Below are 18178 nucleotides of genomic sequence, written 5' to 3' on the forward strand. Positions count from 1 at the left end.
GCCCCGGCCCCCACCACCGTGCACTCCCCCGGCGACAGCTGGCGCACGGTTCTCGACGACGCCGACCTGCTCTGGCGGAAGCTGCCGAAGACCTGGTACGAGGGCCCCTATCTGGGCAACGGCCGCCTCGGCTCCGGCATCTACGCGGAACCCGGCGCCACCACCCGGGCCGTCCGCTTCAACGTCCAGCACTCCGAGGTGCAGGACCACCGCCCCGAATTCGGTTCGCTCTTCGGCCTCGCCCGCCTCCCCATCGGCCACTTCACCCTGGAGCCGGTGGGCGCCATCACGGGCGTCGAGTGGTGGATGCGGCTGCGCACCGCCGAGCTCGAAGGCACGGTCACCACGACCGCGGGCACCCTGAAGCTCCGCGCCTTCGTCCACTCCACCAGCGATGTGCTCGCCGTGGAGATCACCCCGAGCGCGGGCGAACAGGGCTTTCGCTGGGTCTTCCACCCCGCCGAGGCGATCAGCCCGCGTGCCGCCTTCAAGCCGGTCCCGGACGGCTACACCGGCAACCCTCCCGCCGTGACCGAGCAGCACGGCGACACCACCGCCGCCGTCCAGCCGCTGCTCGCGGGCGGCCGGCACGTCACCGCCTGGCGCGAACGCACCCGGGGCACGGTCCGCACCCTGTACGTCACGGTCGCGCACTCCCACCCCACGGACACCGCCCGTGACCGCGCGCTGCGCACCGTCAGGACCGCTTCCGCGCTCCCCTACGGTCCGCTCGCCGCCCCCCACCGCACCTGGTGGGACCGCTTCTACCGCAAGAGCTTCCTCTCGCTGCCCGACGCCCGGTTGCAGCGCTTCTACTGGATCCAGCTCTACAAGACCGCGTCGGCGGCCCGCAAGGACGCCCCGGTGATGGCCACCTCCGGCCCCTGGCTGGAGCCCACGCCCTGGCCCAACACCTGGTGGAACCTCAACGTCCAGCTGGAGTACTGGCTGATCCACGGCTCCAACCACCTCGAACTGGACGCCGTCACCCGGGCCCTGAGCGAATTCCGGGACCAGCTCTCGCGGGAGGTCGCCGCCCCCTACCGGAGCGACTCGGCCGGCATCCCCCGGACCACCGACCCTCAACTGGTCAACGGCGCCTCGGTGACCGACGGCGGCTACGGGGTCGGCATCCCCGGCCAGGACCCGCCCACCCCCGAGGTCGGCAATCTGACCTGGGCGCTGCACAACGTCTGGCTCTCCTACCGCCACACCATGGACGAGTCGATCCTGCGCGACACGCTCTTCCCGCTGCTGCGCAAGGCCGTCAACTACTACCTGCACTTCCTCACACCCGGCACCGACGGAAAGCTGCACCTGCCGGCGACGTTCTCCCCCGAGTACGGCGTCAACGCCCCGGACTGCAACTACGACCTGATGCTGCTGCGCTGGGGCTGCCGCACCCTGCTCGAATCGGCCGGCCGGCTCGGCGTCCGCGACCCGCTGACCGCCCGCTGGCAGGAGGTCCTCGCCAGGCTGGCGCCGTACCCGGTCGATGCCAACGGGTTCATGATCGGCGCCGGGGTGCCGTTCGCGAAGTCGCACCGCCACTACTCGCACATGCTCGCGGTGTACCCGCTGTACGAGCTGACCGGCGCGACGGCCGACGAACGCGCGCTGATCGAGAGGTCCCTCGCCCACTGGGTGGGCTTCGAGGGCGCCCTCCAGGGCTACACGTTCACCGGTGCCGCGTCGATGTCCGCGCTGCTCGGCAAGGGCGAGGACGCGCTGAAGTACCTGGGCGAGCTGATGAACCGCTTCATCCAGGCGAACACCATGTACAAGGAGTCGGGCCCGGTCATCGAGACCCCGCTCTCGGCGGCCCAGTCCCTGCACGACATGGTCTGCCAGTCCTGGGGCGACACGATCAGGGTCTTCCCGGCGCTCCCCGCCGGCTGGCGGGACCTGACCGTGCACGACTTCCGCACGCAGGGCGCCTTCCTGCTCAGTGCGGTGCGCGAGGAGGGCCGGACCCGCTGGGTAAGGCTGACCAGCGAGGCCGGCGCACCCTGCGTCGTACGCCACGGCATCGACGGCCCGGTGGAGATCCGCGACCGGCACGGCCGTCCGCTGGACCACGTGACGACGGCCGACGGCACGGTACGCATCCCCCTGCGCAAGGGCGAATCGGCCCTGATCACGGCGCGGGGCGACCGACCGGACCTGACCATCCGCCCGGTGGCGGCCGACGCCCCCGCGCCGCGCTGGGGACTGCCCGCGTAGGCCCGCTCACAGCAGTCCCAGGTGACGCACCGCGTACGAACGCCACGGCCGCCACCGGTCCGCCCCGGGCCGGCCGTCCGGATCCACGTCCGGGTCACCGAGCGCACGCATCCTGATGAGCGCCGCGGCTGCCGGGGCGATCCCCGGCAGCCGCAGCAGCGCCTGCTCGGCCTCGTCGCGGTCGGCCCCGGCGTCCAGCCGTACGTCCCCGTCGGCGAGCGCGGCCGCCAGCGCCCGCAGCTCCGGGCCGCCCGCCGAACCGGCCAGCACCCCGGGCTCGGGAAACACGTGCGTCAGCCCGCCGCACGGCACGTCCAGCACCTTCCCGTACGCCTCCACCAGCCGCTCCGACTCCGCCCGCCCCACCAGCGTCCGTACGGCGAACTCGTCCGGGTCCGCCGTACCCGGCGAACGCAGCCCGGGGCGGGCGGCGACGCCCGCGGCGAGCAGCGGATCGGCGCCGAGCCGCTCGTCGACGGCGTACGGATCGGCGTCCAGGTCGAACAGGCGCCGCAGCCGCTGGACGGCCGTCGTCAGGTCCCGCAGGTCCGTGAGGTGGATCCGGGCATCGAGCCAGGCCCCGGCGGACCGCTCGTCCACGGCCACGATGCCCGTACCGTACGGAAGCCGCAGAGTGCGCCGGTAGGTACGGGCACCCGGCGTACCGCTGATCTCCTCGATCCGGGCGACCGGCTCTCCGGCCAGCAGGTCGAAGACCTCGCGGGCCGCGTACGGCCCCCGGTGGGCGAGCCGCAGCGGTATCCCGGTGGTCCGCGCCTCCCGGACCGCCGCTCCCAGCCCCGTCCCTGCCTCGGCCCGCAGCGCGCTCGGCGTACGGGCGTAGATCTGCCGGATCGTGTCGTTGAACTGGCGCACACTCGCGAAGCCCGCCGCGAAGGCGATCTCCGTCACGGGCAGCCCGGTCGTCTGGAGCAGCACCCGCGCGGTGTGGGCCCGCTGGGCACGGGCGAGCGCGACCGGGCCGGCGCCCAGCTCGGCGTTGAGCTGCCGCTGCACCTGGCGCGAGCTGTAGCCGAGCCGGTGCGCGAGACCGGGCACGCCCTCCCGGTCGACCACGCCGTCGCCGATCATCCGCATGGCGCGGCCCACGACATCGGCCCGCACATTCCATTCCGCCGATCCCGGCACGGCGTCCGGCCAGCAGCGCCGGCAGGCCCGGAAGCCCTGGCCCTGCGCGGCGGCCGCGGTCGGGTAGAAGCGGACGTTCTTCCGCTTGGGCGTGACGGCGGGACAGCTCGGCCGGCAGTAGATCCCGGTCGTCTCGACGGCGAAGAAGAACTCCCCGTCGAAACGCGCGTCGCGGCTGCTCACCGCCTCGTACCTGGTCCGTTCGTCCATCACACCGTCCAGTGTGCGGCACCCACCGGTACCGCACTGGCGGTTTTCGGACGTGGACCGGCGGGTCCGCGACCATGGGCGGCCGCGGACCGGGAAACCCCCTCTACCGCACCCGGCCCCGCTTCGCCTCCATGGCGAACCGGCCCTCGGCGCCCTTGCGCTTCCAGTCGCGCAGCATCTCCGACCGCATCCGGGCGTCGGTCTTGGCGACGATGCGCCGGTTCTCGCGGATCAGCTTGCGGAAGCTGTCCAGGCGCCGTTCGTGCAGCGAACCGTCCTCGATCGCGGCGAGCACCGCGCAGCCCGGTTCCGACTCATGGGCGCAGTCGTGGAACCGGCATTGCCCGGCCAGCTCCTCGATCTCCGAGAAGACCTGGCCGACGCCGGCCTCCGCGTCCCAGAGTCCGACCCCGCGCAGCCCGGGGGTGTCGATCAGCACGCCCCCGGAGGGCAGGAGCAGCAGATTGCGGGTGGTGGTGGTGTGCCGGCCCTTGCCGTCGACGTCCCGCGCGGCCTGCACCTCCATCACGTCGTGGCCGAGCAGGGTGTTGGCGAGGGTCGACTTGCCGGCGCCGGAGGCCCCGAGCAGCACGCTCGTACCGCCCGAGACGACGGCGGCGAAGACGTCGACGCCCTCCCCGGTGGCGGAGCTGACGGTCAGCACCTGCACCCCGGGCGCGACGCCCTCGATGTCCTGGACCAGGTGCGACAGCGTGGTGGCGTCCGGTACGAGGTCGGCCTTGGTCAGCACCACGATCGGCTCGGCGGCACCGTCCCCGGCCGGCCCCCCGCCGCCCAGCAGCGCGTCACCGCTGGAGCTGGACATGGCGAGCGCGAGGAAGCGCTCCACCCGCCCCAGGTCGAACTCGACCGCGAGCGAGAGGCAGATGACGATGTGGTCCACATTGGTGGCGAGCACCTGGCCCTCGGAGCGCTGCGAGGACGTCGAGCGGACGAAGGCGGTACGCCGCGGCAGCAGCGTCCGTACGAACTGCGGATCGCCGTCGGGGTCGACCGCGACCCAGTCGCCGGTGCAGACGATCCGCATCGGATCGCGCGGGACAACGAAGGCGGTGTCGGCGCGGAGCGTGCCCCGCGGGGTGACGACATCGCACTGACCACGGTCCACCCGCACCACACGCCCGGGCAGCAGACCCTGCTCGGCGTACGGTGCGAATTCGGCCGCCCACGCGTCGTCCCAGCCGTACGGGGACAGCGGATGCGACGCGGACGAGCCCTGAAGAGACGAAGCAGAGAAGGAGAAAGACTGGAAAGACAAGGGAGACCCTTCAAAGGGTGGCCCCGGCAACGCGCACACGGGCGCGCAGAGTTGCGGAGTAGGTCAGCCGGCGACCACGGGGGTGGGAATGATGCTCTTCGGGTTATGGGCAGCGCCCATCACAGTGACAGCCATCACGATCCTCACCTCCTGGTTCAAGCACGGGACCGACAGCCGGAGTTGATCTCCGCCGTCCGGAACAGTGGACACCATAGCCCGCGCGCACCGGCCGGCTCAACACATTTTGCCGACGCCTTCGAACGCGTCTCCCGAGCGCTCCGAACGGAGACGGTCCGAGCCGCTTCCACCGGAGATATACCGCTATCTCCCTCGATCAGGTGAAACACATGCACAACGACCGGTCCGGGGCCGTTATGGTGCCGAGCATGACCTCACCCCAGACCGCCACCGGCACGTTCACACAAGCCCAGTTGGGCACCATCACACTGATCGGATGGAGCGGCGAACACCCCGCCGACGGCCACGATGTCGCCTTCCTGCTCGTCTACTCGCTGGGAGACGGCACGGACGGCCCCGCCGTCGGCGAGGCGGCCATGCGCATGTCCCTGGAGCGCAGCGGGCTGCCGGTCGGCAGCGGTCCGGTGTACGCCGCCGAGAACCCCGGCCTCCCGGTGAAGCTGCTCGTCCAGGCCGGGCAGGCCGTCCTCACGCTGCCGCACTTCACCGCGCAGTACCCCGCCCCGCCCGAGTGGCTGGCCGCGGCCGGCCAACGCGGCGAGGTGCACACCATGTTCGCCACCCGCCCGTGGCCCCAGGGCGCACCGGGCCGGCCCGTGAGCGAGGAGCTGCTGCGGTCCTTCGCGGGCGACCCGGAGGTCATCACCACCTCCGCCCACTGCGTGGTCCCGGTACGAACCCTGGGCTGACCGCCCCCTCCACGCACAAGGATGCCCACCGCCCCCCGTGGCGCGGTGGGCATCCTTGTGCGTGGAGCCCTGGGGCGATGCCCCGGATTCTGCTGTGCACCGCGGTGCGGGCGACCGCGGGGGAATCCCCGGGGCAGCCCGCACGTGGGGTGCGTCAGTCGTTGGCGACGCCGTTGCCCGAGAGCACCGGGATGTCGTCGACCAGGTGCGACAGCGGCTCGTCGCCCTTGGCCTGGACGGAGTTGTCGGCGCACTGCTGGTTCTGCGGCGAGGACAGCACGTCGATGTCCTGGACCGCGACCGGCACCAGCAGGCCGACGAGCGAACCGGCGTTTGCCTTGAGCGGCAGGCCGACACAGGCCTTGTTCAGCGTGCCCTGGACGAGCTGGACCTGCGGGCTTCCGTCGCCCTGGGTCACGCTGTTGCCGAACTCGGACACGGCGCCGTTGCCGTTGACCGACGTGGTGCCCCCGTCGTTGCCGATCGCCATGGCCGCGGGGGCCGCGGCTGCGGACAGACCGACCAGGGACACGGCCACTGCTGCGCCGGCCATCATCTTCTTCATCACGCTTCACCTTTCGGAGCGTCCCGTTGTGGAACGTACTGATCAACCCGCTACGGAAGCGTCGGTTCCGCAGTACCACTCAAAAGGGTTCGATCCGGCAAGAGTTCGACGGTTCCTGATCACCCGTCGACAGCCTCGCCGGAGGTTCGGGCCGCGGGAACCCGGCCGCCCGCGCACGGCCGGTCCGGCCCTGCCTGCGGCGCGGGCCCCGGGCCGCCGTGGGCCGCCTGCCACTCGGCGAGCAGCCGGTCGTAGATGGGTGTGCCGTCCTGTGCGTGCCGCTGCCGGTCGCGGGAGCGTTGACTGTCGTACTGGTCCATGTGTGGCACCTACCCGGTGCGGCGGACGACGCCTGCCCGCACTACGGCAACCGGCCCAGTCCACCGCCCCTTCGAGGGGCTGCCGTACCCCGGACACACGAGCAGGGCCGGCACATCCGGGCGGCCGGAGAACGGCTGCCGCGTGGATGTGACGACCCCACAGGTGATTCGGTTACTGCTTGCAGGCGGGCTCGAAGCTGCCCGCGGCACGCTCCCCTGCCGGTTCGGAGAAGCCGGCGAGGAGCGTCCGGAGCGGTACGGGCCTCAGTTGTTGCCGGCGCCGTTGCCGGAGAGGATCGGGATGTCGTCCAGGATGTGCGAGAGCGCCTCGTCACCCTTGGCCTGGGTGGAGTTCTCCGTGCACTGCTGGTTCTGCGGCGAGGCCAGGACGTTGATGTCCTGGACCGAGATCGGGACGGCCCCGAGGACCGAACCGACGTTGGCCTTGGCCGGCAGCGCGATGCAGGGCTTGTTGAGCGAGCCCTGGATGAGCGCGAACTGCGGGCTCATGTCACCGTGGGTCGCGGAGTTGCCGTACGACTGGATGGCGTCGTTGCCGTTGACCGACGTCGTGCCACTGTCGTTGCCGATGGCCATGGCCTGCGGGGCGATCGCGGCGGAGACGCCGACGATCGAAGCAGCGACTGCTGCCGAGGCCATAATCTTCTTGATCATGAAATAGCCCTTCTGGGGTTTTCTGTTGCCCGCCTGTCCGGAGCGCCCTGATCAACTCACGACGACGGGGATGGTTGTGCCCATTCACTCGAACGGTGCTTTTACGTTCGGTTGTTCGCCGAATTCACAGCACCGGAGGAATGCGAGAGTCCGGGACCGGCGGGGAACTGCCGCGGTGCCGGCGGTCAGCCGCCCGCCGGCAGCCCGCCGATGAGCGGGGCCGCCCCCTTGGCCGCACCGGTGGCCTGGTCCGCCAGCTTGGTGACGGTGCCGTTCTTCTGCACCGACTCCGCGGCGCCGCCCACCGTGTCGACGATCGGGTCGACAGCCTGCGGGGCGCTCTCCACCACCTGGTTGATGCCTCCGTTGAGGCTGAAGTTGGGGGCCGTGGCGTTGGTGACGGCGAAGGCGGGAGCAGCCGTTCCGAGAGCAACCACGGAACCGGCAACGAACGCAGCAGTCTTCGCGTACTTCACTTTCGGGGTTCCCTTCTGCGGCGGCATCTGTTCGGTCGCGCACCCGCACCGCACGAGCCTTCTTTGGCCGTGCCATCTGCCGCTTTCGCCCTGGGTAACGACGCGGTTGCGACACGGCAACTGGATGGGGTCGCCTTTCCCGCGGGACCACCCGATCGAATGCCGGGGAGAAAGAAGGAAGGCCCCGGATCGCATCGAAATGCGATCCGGGGCCTTCCGGTCACGAGCGTTCGGCCCGTCCGACCGTGGGTCAGACGTTGGCGCAGGTGTTGCCGAAGGCGGGGTTGAGCAGACCGATCACGCTCACGGTGTTGCCACAGGCGTTGATCGGGATGTGCACCGGGATCTGGACGGAGTTGCCGGAGATGACGCCCGGGGAGAGGGCGGCGCCGCCCTCGGCGCCCGAGTCGGCGAAGGCGGGGGCGGCGGCACCCATGGCCATCAGGGTTCCGGCGGCAATGGCGGCAACCTTGGTGTACTTCACTTTGTTCCCTTTCTTCGACGGAGTCCGAAGCGGCCACGTCTTTCGTGCCGCACGAGCGCGATACCGATCACTCGTAACTCCGCCGCTGGAATTCATAACGATTTAAGACCGTAGTCGAAACTCTTCGGCCAGAAGATTCTCAGAAAATCGCCCGAATGACGCAATGTCGATCACTCGATATCACCGGCGCGATCTTCCGACAATCCGATGCATCCATTCCGGGGAATGGCAGCAACAGGCCCGGGCCGCACGGAGGAGGAACGCCGGCGGCCCGGGCCTGTCGTTACGGCTGGATCGGCTGCGGATCAGCTGTTGCCGGCACCGTTGCCGGAGAGCACCGGGATGCCGTCCAGGATGTGCGACAGCGGCTCGTCGCCCTTGGCCTGGGTGGAGTTCTCGGTGCACTGCTGGTTCTGCGGCGAGGACAGCACGTTGACGTCCTGGACCGCGACCGGGATCAGGCCGACGAGCGAACCGGCGTTGACCTTGGCCGGCAGGCCGATGCAGGGCTTGTTCAGGCTGCCCTGGACCAGGCCGAACTGCGGGCTGCCGTCACCGTGGGTCTCGGCGTTGCCGAACGACTGCGAGGCTCCGTTGCCGTTGACCGAGGTCGTACCGCCGTCGTCGCCGATGGCCATGGCCTGCGTCGCGCCCAGACCGAGGATGGAGGCGGCAACGGCACCCGTAGCCAGAACCTTCTTGATCACGATTAACCCTTCTCGTACTGGATGCCCCGTACCGGAGCCCCCTGCCCAACTCGCCAACGGGCGTTTGGTTCTCTCCATTCACCCGAATGCCCAGAGGTGCGTACAGCAGTACGAAAGGGCGCTCCGGAAGGGTGCGGACGGAATCGTTCCGCCTCTTTGCACCGCCCGCCCCCAACGGCCTTTCCCACCCGGCGTGTCAGGCGTCAATAACACGCCGCACGGAGCCCGAACCGGCCCGTTCGCATACTCCATTCGGGTGGTTACACAATTTCCACGGCCCTGCGAGTTTCCTCAACAAGTTCTCCTCGTTATGAGTGACGCAAGCGTGCAGGTTCGGGCGTTTGACCGGCAGAAGCAGGACTCATCAACACGAAGGACGCCTCTTCGTGGTCTCTGCGCTTTCCGTGACCGCCACTTGCCGAGTCATGCACGGGCACCGTCGGGAGGGCCTCCCGGCGGTCTCCGCACCGGCCTGATGAATGAACAGCGAGCGTTCAGCTCGCGCGGAATGTCCTAAGAAGGGGCAACGAATGCGAAAAGCCTTGAGTAAGAGCCTGCTGGTGATGGCGGCGGCGTCGGGGATCCTGACCGCAGCCGGTGGATACGCGTTCGCGGATGCCTCTGCCGATGGCGCGGCCGTCGGTTCGCCCGGTGTCGGATCGGGCAACAACGTGCAGGTGCCGGTGCATGTACCGGTCAATGTGTGCGGCAACACGGTGAATGTGATCGGCCTGCTGAACCCCGCGTTCGGCAACAAGTGCGTGAACGCGGGCGGTTCCGGCGCGGGTGCCGGGGGCCGGGGCGCGAGCGCCGAGGGCGGCGCGGTCGGCTCCCCTGGGGTGCTGTCCGGCAACAACATCCAGACTCCGGTGGACGTACCGGTCAATGCCTGCGGCAACTCCGTGGATGTCGTCGGTGCGCTGAACCCTGCTGCCGGCAACACCTGCGCGAACGTGGACGGGCCGGTTGTCGAGCCGCCGGTTGTCGAGCCTCCCGTGGTCGAACCGCCTGTCGAACCGCCTGTCGAACCGCCGGTGGTCACGCCCCCGGTGGTCACGCCTCCGGTCACGCCCCCGGTGGTCACGCCTCCGGTCACGCCCCCGGTGGTCACGCCTCCCGTGACGCCTCCGGTGGTCACGCCTCCCGTGACGCCTCCGGTGGTCACGCCTCCCGCGACGCCTCCCGTGGCCACTCCCCCGGTCACGCCTCGCGGCGGTGAACCGCGGACCGATGTTGAGCCGAAGGGCTCCGTCGGCCAGTTGGCGCACACCGGTGCCGATGCCGGCCTGGCCATGGCCGGCGGGGCCGCCGCGGCCATGGTGCTCGGTGGAACCCTGCTGGTCCGCCGTACCCGCGCCTCGAAGAGCTGATCTGCACCGTCGGTAGCCGGTCGCTGATCGACCGGCCGAAAAGCCGCGGTCCGTCGTCGCAGCCGGGGCTGCGGCGACGGGCCGCTGTTCTTCGTTCGGGCCGGTTCACACCCGGCTGAGACCCGCCCGGTCCAGGCAGGCCGCGATCTCGGCAGTCTCCGCCGCGTCCAGGCGGCGCATGGGCGCGCTCATCGTGTTCGTCCCGATGATCCCGCGCAGCACAAGCGCCGTCTTGAAGGCGCCGAGGCCCGCGGCGGTGGCGGACGCCGTGCCGGGGCGGGCCGCGCGGATGATGTCGAAGAGCGCGACCAGGCGGTCCTGTTCGGCCCTGGCCGCGGCCCAGTCGCCCCGTACCGCTGCCTCGTGCAGACGTACGTAACCGTGCGGGTCCACATTGCCGAGCCCCGGGACCGAACCGTCCGCCCCGGCCAGCATCATCGCGTCGACCACCAGTTCGTGCCCGGTGAGCACGGAGAACTCCGGGAGCTCACGGGCCCCGATGGCCAGGCGGCGGAACGAGCCGTCGTCGCCGCTGGAGTCCTTCACCCCGGCCAGCACACCGTCCGCGGCGAGCGGCAGCAGCAGTTCCGGGTCGAGCTTGCTGTGTACGCAGACCGGTACGTCGTACGCCAGGACCGGCAGGTCGAGGGCGGCGGCGATGTCACGGAAGTGGCGGTCGATCTCGGTGGGGTGCGTGCGTGTGTAGAAGGGGGCGGTGACGACCACGACGTCGGCGCCGAGTCCTTCGGCGGCGCGGGCCCGCTCGATCGCCCGGTCGGTGGTGGTCTCGATCGCTCCGACGAGTACCGGGACCTGGCCGGCGCAGGCGGCGGCGATGACCTTGATGACCTCGTCCTGCCGGTCCGGCGTCAGATAGGCGGTCTCGCCGGAGCTGCCGAGCGCGAACAGGCCGCTGACGCCACCGTCGAGCAGATGGCCCACGACCCGCTCCAGAGAGGGGCGGTCGATCTCGCCGTCCTCTGTGAGCGGGGTGACGACGGGCGGGATCACGCCGGTCCAGCGGGGGTTCCGGGCGGTCATACGGTGCTCCTTGCGGGTGGTACGGGGGACGCGGGGATCTGGGGGTGGACGCAGTGCCAGCGGTGTCCGTCCGGGCCGGACGCCGTGGCGGGGAAGGACGTGGCGCAGGCGTCGTCCGCCTTCCAGCAGCGGGTGCGGAACGGGCAGCCGGACGGCGGGTTGGTGGCGGAGGGGACGGGACCGGTGAGCACGATGCGCTCGGTGGTCTCCAGCAGGCTCGGGGTCGCGGAGAGCAGCGCCTCGGTATAGGGGTGCGCCGGCGCGCCCGCCACGTCGGCCGCCCGCCCTTCCTCGACGATCCGGCCGAGGTAGAGGACGGCGAGGCGGTCGGCGAGGTAGCGCACGGTCTGGATGTCGTGCGAGATGAACACCATGCCGAGCCCCAGGCGTTCCCGCAGGTCGACCAGGAGGTTGAGGACCTGGGCGCGTACGGAGACGTCGAGGGCGGAGGTCGGTTCGTCGGCGACGATCAGTTCGGGTTCGAGGGCCAGGGCGCGGGCGATGGCGACGCGCTGGCGCTGGCCGCCGGAGAGCTGTCCGGGAAGCGCGGCAAGGGTGTGGCCGGGCAGGCCGACCAGGTCCAGGAGCTCTTCGACGCGTGCCTCGCGCGCCTCGCGGGTGCCCCGTCCGTGCACGTCGAGCGGGTCGCGGAGGATCCGGCGGACCGTGAGCCGGGGGTTGAGGGCGGTGGAAGGGTCCTGGAAGACGACTCCGACGGCGGAGCCGAAGGCGTCGCGGCGCTCGGCCGCCGACATCGCCCACAGGTCGCGGCCGTGGAAGCGGACCTCGCCCTCGGTGGGCTTCTGCAGTCCGGTCAGTACCCGGGCCAGGGTGGACTTGCCGCAGCCGGACTCGCCGACCAGGCCGACGATCTCACCGCGCCCGACCTCCAGCGTGGCATCGGTGAGGGCATGCACGGCGTCGCGGCGGAACAGCCCGCCGCTGCGTGCCTTGTGGCGTACGTGGACGCCGTCGATCCGGATCACCGGGCGCTCCCTTCCAGTTGTGCGGCCTTCGCGGGGTGGTGGCAGGCGAAGCCGTGGTCCTTCGTGGTGTCGGGTGCGGTGAGTCCGGGCGCGGTGGTGCGGCACAGGTCGGTGGCGGCGTCGCAGCGCGAGGCGAAGCGGCAGCCGGTGCCGAAGCCCTGGGGTGCGGGGACGATGCCGCGGATCTGGTGCAGCCGGTCGGCGCCTGCCTCCAGGGAGACGACCGAGCCGAGCAGGCCGCGGCTGTAGTGGTGGGTGGGGCCGGTGAGTACGGAGCGGGTGGCGCCGATCTCGGCGAGGCGCCCCGCGTACATCACGGCGACGCGGTGCGAGAGGTCACCGACGAGCGCGAGGTCGTGCGAGACGAGGACCATGGCGAAGCCGAGTTCGTCGCGCAGTTCCACGAGGAGTTCGACGACCTGGGCCTGGACGGTGACATCGAGGGCGGTGGTCGGTTCGTCGGCGATGAGCAGGCGGGGGTCGCGGGAGAGCGCCATGGCGATCAGGACGCGCTGGCGCTGGCCGCCGGAGAGCTCGTGGGGGTAGCTGCGCAGGGTGCGTTCGGGGGCGAGACCGACGAGTTCGAGGAGTTCGGCCGGGGTCTTCGTACCGCCGCGCGAGGTGAGCTGCTTGAGCTGGGTGCCGACGAGGACGGAGGGGTTGAGGGAGGAGAGCGCGTCCTGGTAGACCATCGCGATCTCCGGGCCCATCAGCGCGCGGCGTTCCCTGGGAGGCAGTTCCAGGAGGTTCTGGCCGCGGTACAGGATCTCGCCGCCGACCTCGGCGTTGCGGGCGAGCAGGCCCATGACGGCGAGGCTGGTGATGGACTTGCCGCAGCCGGACTCGCCGACCAGACCGAGGGTCTCGCCCTCGTGGACGGTGAAGTTCAGCGAGTCGACGACGGGGATCTGCCCGTAGCGGTCGGGGAAGCGGATCGACAGGTCACGTACGACGAGCAGTTCGGCGGCGTCGTCCGGCACCGGGGTGATGGCCGGCCCGGTGGCGTTGATGCGGTCGGCGAGCCTGGTGAGGGCGGCGTCGATGTCCGCGGTGGCGGCGGCCTCGACCGGGTCGGGGGCGGTGGCCCCGGTGGGGTCGGCGGCGGCCTTGGCGCGGCTGGGCGCGGCGGAGGCGTCGGTGAGGCCCTCGGAGAGGATGTTGAGGGCGAGGACGGTGATCAGCAGGGCGAGGCCGGGGAAGAAGGTGGCCCACCAGCCGCCGGCGAGGAGGATCTGCCGGCCGTAGGCGAGAACGCTGCCCCAGCTGGGGTCGGGGTCCTGCACTCCGGCGCCGATGAAGGAGAGGCTGGCCTCGAAGATGATCGCCTCGGCGACCATGACGGTGGCGAACACCATGACCGGGGCCATGCAGTTGACGGCGACGTGACGGAGCACGATGTAGCTGCGCCGGGCGCCGATGACCTTCTCGGCGGCGACGTAGTCCTCGCCGTACTGGGCGAGCACATTGGCGCGGACCACGCGGGCCAGCGACGGGGTGTAGACGAAGGCGATGGTGAAGATGATCACCGGGACGCTGGTGCCGAAGACCGCGACGAGGACGGCGGCCAGCGCGATCGGCGGGAACGACATGACGACGTCGAGGGTCCGCATCACGGACTCGTCGCCGAGCTTGCGGGAGGTCGCGGCGACCGAGCCGAGCAGCGAACCGGCGATCAGCGCCACGGCGGTCGCGCCGAGGCCGATGACCAGCGAGTAGCGGGAGCCGTGCACGACGCGGGCGAAGACGTCGCGGCCGGCCCGGTCGGTGCCGAACCAGTGGGCGCCGTCCGGTGCCTGCACCGGGGTGCCGGTGGTCAATGGGTCCTGGGTGAACAGTGGGGCGAGTACGGCGCCGAGTACGACGACGATCAGTACGCCGAGGGCGATGCGGGAGGTGACCGGGAGGGAGCGGAACGCGATGCCCGGTCGGGACAGTTTGTTGGCCAGACGGCCGGTGGCGAACATGTCACACCGTCCTGATGCGCGGGTTGACCAGCAGATAGAGCAGGTCGACGATGACGTTGACCACCAGGAACGCGATCGCGATGGTCAGTACGGTGCCCTGGACCAGGGCGACATCGCCGCCGGTGACACCTTCGAGGATGAGCTTGCCCATACCGGGCAGGTCGAAGATCGCTTCGATGACCACCGCGCCGCTGAGCATGTAGCCGACCTTGATGCCGAGCACGGTCAGCGGGGTGACGAGCGCGTTGCGCAGCACCGAGCGGATCACCAGCAGCGGTGGGAGGCCGTTGCCCCGGGCGGTGCGTACGTAGTCGCGGTCGAGTTCGGCGACCATCGAGGTCCGTACGAGGCGGGCGAGGGACGCGGAGACCGGGAGCGCGAGCGAGATCGCGGGCAGGGCCATGGTGGTGAGCCAGCCGCTGAAGGAGTCCGCCGGATTGGTGTAGCCGCCGGTCGGGAAGATCCGGGTGTTCAGGGCGAACTGCTGAATGAGGAGCACCCCGAGCCAGAAGGAGGGGATGGCGACCCCGGCCATGGAGACCACCCGGAACAGCTGGTCGGGCCAGCGGTCCCGGTACATCGCGCCGACCACTCCGAACAGCACCGCCAGCACGACCGCGAGGAGCAGTCCGAGCAGGGTGAGTTGGAGGGTGAGCGGAAATGCGGCCGTGATGCGGTCGGCAACGGGCTGGCTCGGCGGGACGGTCGTCCCGAGGTCGAGGTGCAGCAGTTGGCCGAGGAAGTGGAAATACCGGACCGGAAGCGGGTCGTTGAGGCCGTTGGCCTCGGCGAAGGCCGCTCGGGCCTCGGGGGTGGCGCTCTCCCCGAGCGCGTTGAAGGCCGGGTCGACCGGCGAGAACTGCAGCACCACGAAGACGAGCAGCGCGATGCCGAGGATCATCACCGGCATCATCGCGACGCGACGCAGCGCGAGCCGGAGAAAAGCAACCATCGTCGGGTTCCTTGCGGTTGGGCGGTCTGGCGGTCCTGGCACGGAGGGCGGGGCGCCGGGTGTCGGACCGGTCTGTCGGCCACCTGTGACGTGTCACGGGAGCGGCGTCCGGAGTGCGGGGGCTCGGTGACATGGCGCAGCGGTGACATGGCACAGCGGTGACGTGTCACCGGTGGTCTGTCACCGGTGGCCTGTCGCAGCAATGACATGTCACCGGTGACCTGTGCGCTTCGGTCAGGCGCGGCTGACGTCCAGGAAGGAGAGGCCCGTGGTGGGCAGCGGCTTGAAGCCGGGCAGGGCCTTCTCGTTCCATGCCGTGGGCAGCTTGCGGTGGAGGATCGGGTAGAGCGCGGCCTCGTCGGCGACCAGGTCGGTGACCTCGCCCCACAGTTCCTTGCGCTTGGCCTCGTCGGCAGCCTGGGCGGCCTTGTCGAGCGTCTGCCTGACCTTCTTGTACGCCGCGGACCTGCCCCAGCCGTAACGGCTCTCGGGCCAGAAGCCGTAGTAGAACCAGCGCAGCAGGAGGTCGGCGTCGTTGCCGAAGACGGACGGGTCGCCGGGGGCGACCAGCACCTCGAAGGCGCCCTTGTCGACCTTTGCGTACTGGGCCGGGGACTGGGCGATGTCGAGGGTGACCTTGACGCCGGCCGCCTCCCAGCTCTCCTTCAGCAGCGGGGCGATGTCCTTGACCCAGCCGGTGTCGGTGGTGAGGACGGTGAAGGAGAGGTTCTCGACACCCGCGTCGGCGAGCAGTTTCTTGGCCTTCGCGATGTCGTGGGTGTAGACCGTGGCGGCCTTGTGGTAGTCGGGGTGGGTGGCGGGAACGTACCCGGTGGCGGCCGCGGCGTTGCCCACCATCGCCGTCGAGATGATCTTCTCGGTGTCCAGTGCGTAGTGCAGCGCCTGGCGCACGCGCTTGTCCGCGAACCGCTTGTCGGCGGTGTTGAACATCAGGAAGAGCAGGCCGAAGGACTGCACGGACTCGGTCTTCGAGGCGCCGGCGAGGCGCTTGACGTCGATGTAGGGGACGTCCTCGATGGCCTGGACCCGGCCGGACTCCATGGCGCTGACGCGGGCGGACTGGTCGGACATCAGCCGCCAGATCATCTTCTTCGCCTTGGCCGGGTGGGGGCCGTTGTACTTGTCGTACGCCTCGAAGACGATCTTGTCCTCGCGGGTCGCCTCGATGAACCGGTACGGTCCCGAGCCGACCGGCTTGGCGTCGAACGCCTTGGGGTCCGGCCCGACGATCTTCTTCGGGACGATCCTGGCCACGGCGATGCGGGACGGGAAGAGTGCGAAGGGGTACTTCAGCTTGAACTCGACCGTGCCGGCGTCGACGGCCTTCACCGTGTCGATGAAGGGCACGAACTGTGCCATGAGCGAGGCGTTCTTCGGCTCCAGGATGCGTTCGAAGCTGAACACCACGTCGTCGGCGGTGACCGGCGATCCGTCGTGGAAGGTCGCGCCCTTGCGGAGCGTGGCCCGGTAGGTGGTGGCGTTGATCTTCTTCGGCAGCTCGGTGGCAAGTGCGGGACGGGCCACGAGTGTTGCCGGATCGAGATCTACGAGGCCTTCGAAGATGTGCATATTGGCGGCGTACGGGGTGGCGCCCGAGGTGATCATCGGGTCGAAACCGGTGGACAGCGGGTACGAGAGACCGGCCTCGATCAGGCCGCTGCCGCTGCCCTTGTCCGCCGTGCCGTCGGCGGTCGACGACGGGCCGCCGCAGGCGGAAAGGCTCGCCGTGATGGCGGCTGCGGCACCGATGGTGCCGGTGTATCGCAGGAAGGTGCGGCGCTCGACACCGGCTGGTCTCAGCTCGGGCACGGGTCCTCCAGGGACGTCGAAGGTGGAACGTGAGGGGGTTCTGGCGGGGAACGGGGTGGCGGGAGACAGGATCGCGAGGGATCGAGAACCCCAGGCATCGGACGTCAGATGTCTGATGCCTTGATAGCGTGGGAACGTAGCTGGACAATCGAGAGGGGTCAAGAGGTGGGGAGTTCACATATGTCCGGTGCGAAGCCCGGCCGGCAGCTGCTCCGGCAGGAAGTGGTCGAGGGCATCAAGCGCTACATCCTCGAAGAGCGCCTTCGCCCCGGGGATCCGCTGCCCACCGAGCCGGCCCTGTGCGAGGCGCTCGGCGCCAGCCGCTCCAGCGTCCGCGAGGCGGTCAAGATCCTCGCCGCGCTGGACATCGTGGAGGTGCGGCACGGGCACGGCACGTACGTGGGCAGGCTGAGCCTGTCGGCCCTGGTGGAGAGCCTGACCTTCCGCGGACTGCTCTCCCCCGACGACGACTTCCAGGTGATGGCCGACCTCGTCGACGTACGCGAGCTCTTCGAGCGCGGGATGGCCGACCGGATCGTCTCGCTGCTCAGCGAGGAGCAGCTCGACAGGCTGGACGGCCTGGTCACCACGATGCGCAGGACCGGCGCCCAGGACGGGCACGGCTTCGTCGAGGCGGACCGGGCGTTCCACGCGCTGCTGGTGGCACCGCTCGGCAATGAACTGATCGGCCAGCTCTCGATGGCCTTCTGGGACGTGTACACGATCGTCGCGCCCCATCTCGACGGGTTCACGCACGCCGACGAGATGGCGACGATCGCGGCCCACCAGAACATCGTGGACGCCGCACGGGCCGGGGACATCACCGGTTTCATGAAGGCGCTGGGCGAGCACTACGCCCCGGTCAGGCGCCGGATCTCCGAGGCCCGCGCCCGCGACAGCGCCCTGGACTGACCGGCGGGCCGGTGCCACCGACCCCGGCCCGTGATCCGCCGGCCGGGCCCTTGACGGCCATCGCGATGACTGCCTAGGGTCCGTGTGCCGCCAGGACATCTGACGTCTTCTGTCTCGATGTCCGGCGTTCACACCCCGGCGCTTCCCA

17 protein-coding genes are annotated in these 18178 nt (G+C 70.3%); 4 read left to right on the plus strand and 13 right to left on the minus strand.

Annotated features, from left to right (window positions below; all coding sequences use genetic code 11):
• The first annotated feature begins 18 nt into the window (after nucleotides 1–18).
• Nucleotides 19–2223: a glycosyl hydrolase family 95 catalytic domain-containing protein gene (locus tag AADR41_RS11945; protein ID WP_342281402.1), complete on the plus strand. Its 2205-nt coding sequence runs from the start codon at nucleotides 19–21 to the stop codon at nucleotides 2221–2223.
• A 6-nt stretch (nucleotides 2224–2229) separates the two neighbouring features.
• Here AADR41_RS11945 and AADR41_RS11950 read toward each other — a convergent pair whose 3' ends face one another.
• Entirely contained in the window at nucleotides 2230–3582 is a 1353-nt protein-coding gene (locus AADR41_RS11950; RefSeq protein WP_342281403.1) for a DNA-3-methyladenine glycosylase 2 family protein, read from the minus strand.
• A gap of 103 nt (nucleotides 3583–3685) precedes the next feature.
• Nucleotides 3686–4861: a ribosome small subunit-dependent GTPase A gene (gene rsgA / locus AADR41_RS11955; RefSeq protein WP_342281337.1), complete on the minus strand. Its 1176-nt coding sequence runs from the start codon at nucleotides 4859–4861 to the stop codon at nucleotides 3686–3688.
• Between the two features lie 386 nt (nucleotides 4862–5247).
• Between rsgA and AADR41_RS11960 the strand changes: the two genes are divergently transcribed.
• Nucleotides 5248–5748 (plus strand): DUF5949 family protein, encoded by a 501-nt coding sequence (locus AADR41_RS11960; protein WP_124721272.1) that lies wholly within the window; start codon nucleotides 5248–5250, stop codon nucleotides 5746–5748.
• 154 nt (nucleotides 5749–5902) lie between these two features.
• On the opposite strand, the gene AADR41_RS11965 is transcribed toward AADR41_RS11960, so the two are convergent.
• The 6 genes from AADR41_RS11965 to AADR41_RS11990 form a co-directional block, all read right to left on the minus strand.
• Nucleotides 5903–6313 (minus strand): rodlin, encoded by a 411-nt coding sequence (locus AADR41_RS11965; RefSeq protein WP_342281338.1) that lies wholly within the window; start codon nucleotides 6311–6313, stop codon nucleotides 5903–5905.
• Between the two features lie 119 nt (nucleotides 6314–6432).
• A complete protein-coding gene (locus tag AADR41_RS11970) occupies nucleotides 6433–6633 on the minus strand; it encodes a hypothetical protein (RefSeq protein WP_342281339.1) in 201 nt (66 codons plus the stop codon).
• A gap of 264 nt (nucleotides 6634–6897) precedes the next feature.
• Nucleotides 6898–7308: a rodlin gene (locus tag AADR41_RS11975; protein WP_342281340.1), complete on the minus strand. Its 411-nt coding sequence runs from the start codon at nucleotides 7306–7308 to the stop codon at nucleotides 6898–6900.
• A 185-nt stretch (nucleotides 7309–7493) separates the two neighbouring features.
• Entirely contained in the window at nucleotides 7494–7784 is a 291-nt protein-coding gene (locus AADR41_RS11980; RefSeq protein ID WP_342281341.1) for a hypothetical protein, read from the minus strand.
• Between the two features lie 250 nt (nucleotides 7785–8034).
• The gene (locus AADR41_RS11985) at nucleotides 8035–8268 is read right to left on the minus strand and encodes a chaplin (protein WP_342281342.1); all 234 of its coding nucleotides are present in this window, start codon (nucleotides 8266–8268) and stop codon (nucleotides 8035–8037) included.
• A 305-nt stretch (nucleotides 8269–8573) separates the two neighbouring features.
• Entirely contained in the window at nucleotides 8574–8975 is a 402-nt protein-coding gene (locus tag AADR41_RS11990; protein ID WP_342281343.1) for a rodlin, read from the minus strand.
• 530 nt (nucleotides 8976–9505) lie between these two features.
• On the opposite strand from AADR41_RS11990, the gene AADR41_RS11995 reads away from it, so the two are divergent.
• Entirely contained in the window at nucleotides 9506–10345 is an 840-nt protein-coding gene (locus tag AADR41_RS11995) for a chaplin (protein WP_342281404.1), read from the plus strand.
• A 105-nt stretch (nucleotides 10346–10450) separates the two neighbouring features.
• Here AADR41_RS11995 and AADR41_RS12000 read toward each other — a convergent pair whose 3' ends face one another.
• The 5 genes from AADR41_RS12000 to AADR41_RS12020 all read right to left on the minus strand — a co-directional run bounded on the left by AADR41_RS12000 (nucleotide 10451) and on the right by AADR41_RS12020 (nucleotide 17118).
• Nucleotides 10451–11386, minus strand: a complete 936-nt coding sequence (locus AADR41_RS12000) for a dihydrodipicolinate synthase family protein (RefSeq protein WP_342281344.1) — start codon at nucleotides 11384–11386, stop codon at nucleotides 10451–10453.
• Entirely contained in the window at nucleotides 11383–12372 is a 990-nt protein-coding gene (locus AADR41_RS12005) for an ABC transporter ATP-binding protein (RefSeq protein ID WP_342281345.1), read from the minus strand. Before AADR41_RS12005 ends, AADR41_RS12000 begins: the two co-directional genes overlap by 4 nt.
• Nucleotides 12369–14336: a dipeptide/oligopeptide/nickel ABC transporter permease/ATP-binding protein gene (locus tag AADR41_RS12010; protein ID WP_342281346.1), complete on the minus strand. Its 1968-nt coding sequence runs from the start codon at nucleotides 14334–14336 to the stop codon at nucleotides 12369–12371. Before AADR41_RS12010 ends, AADR41_RS12005 begins: the two co-directional genes overlap by 4 nt.
• A gap of 1 nt (nucleotide 14337) precedes the next feature.
• On the minus strand, nucleotides 14338–15288 hold the full coding sequence (locus tag AADR41_RS12015) for an ABC transporter permease (protein ID WP_342281347.1): 951 nt from the start codon (nucleotides 15286–15288) through the stop codon (nucleotides 14338–14340).
• Between the two features lie 234 nt (nucleotides 15289–15522).
• Nucleotides 15523–17118, minus strand: coding sequence for an ABC transporter substrate-binding protein (locus AADR41_RS12020; RefSeq protein ID WP_342281348.1), 1596 nt, complete (start codon nucleotides 17116–17118; stop codon nucleotides 15523–15525).
• Nucleotides 17119–17298: 180 nt separating this feature from the next.
• On the opposite strand from AADR41_RS12020, the gene AADR41_RS12025 reads away from it, so the two are divergent.
• Entirely contained in the window at nucleotides 17299–18030 is a 732-nt protein-coding gene (locus AADR41_RS12025; protein WP_342281349.1) for a FadR/GntR family transcriptional regulator, read from the plus strand.
• Nucleotides 18031–18178 lie beyond the last annotated feature (148 nt).

The sequence above is a fragment of the Streptomyces sp. CLV115 genome (assembly GCF_038448545.1).
Classification (GTDB): Bacteria; Actinomycetota; Actinomycetes; order Streptomycetales; family Streptomycetaceae; genus Streptomyces; species Streptomyces sanglieri.

Bases quoted from the DNA above. Each gene is read 5' to 3' on its own strand.
- AADR41_RS12000 (WP_342281344.1), bottom strand. From the start codon at position 11,386: ATGACCGCCCGGAACCCCCGCTGGACCGGCGTGATCCCGCCCGTCGTC.
- AADR41_RS11995 (WP_342281404.1), top strand. From the start codon at position 9,506: ATGCGAAAAGCCTTGAGTAAGAGCCTGCTGGTGATGGCGGCGGCGTCG.
- AADR41_RS11960 (WP_124721272.1), top strand. From the start codon at position 5,248: ATGACCTCACCCCAGACCGCCACCGGCACGTTCACACAAGCCCAGTTG.
- AADR41_RS11965 (WP_342281338.1), bottom strand. From the start codon at position 6,313: ATGAAGAAGATGATGGCCGGCGCAGCAGTGGCCGTGTCCCTGGTCGGT.
- AADR41_RS12015 (WP_342281347.1), bottom strand. From the start codon at position 15,288: ATGGTTGCTTTTCTCCGGCTCGCGCTGCGTCGCGTCGCGATGATGCCG.
- AADR41_RS11950 (WP_342281403.1), bottom strand. From the start codon at position 3,582: ATGGACGAACGGACCAGGTACGAGGCGGTGAGCAGCCGCGACGCGCGT.
- AADR41_RS12025 (WP_342281349.1), top strand. From the start codon at position 17,299: ATGTCCGGTGCGAAGCCCGGCCGGCAGCTGCTCCGGCAGGAAGTGGTC.
- AADR41_RS12010 (WP_342281346.1), bottom strand. From the start codon at position 14,336: ATGTTCGCCACCGGCCGTCTGGCCAACAAACTGTCCCGACCGGGCATC.
- AADR41_RS11970 (WP_342281339.1), bottom strand. From the start codon at position 6,633: ATGGACCAGTACGACAGTCAACGCTCCCGCGACCGGCAGCGGCACGCA.
- AADR41_RS11975 (WP_342281340.1), bottom strand. From the start codon at position 7,308: ATGATCAAGAAGATTATGGCCTCGGCAGCAGTCGCTGCTTCGATCGTC.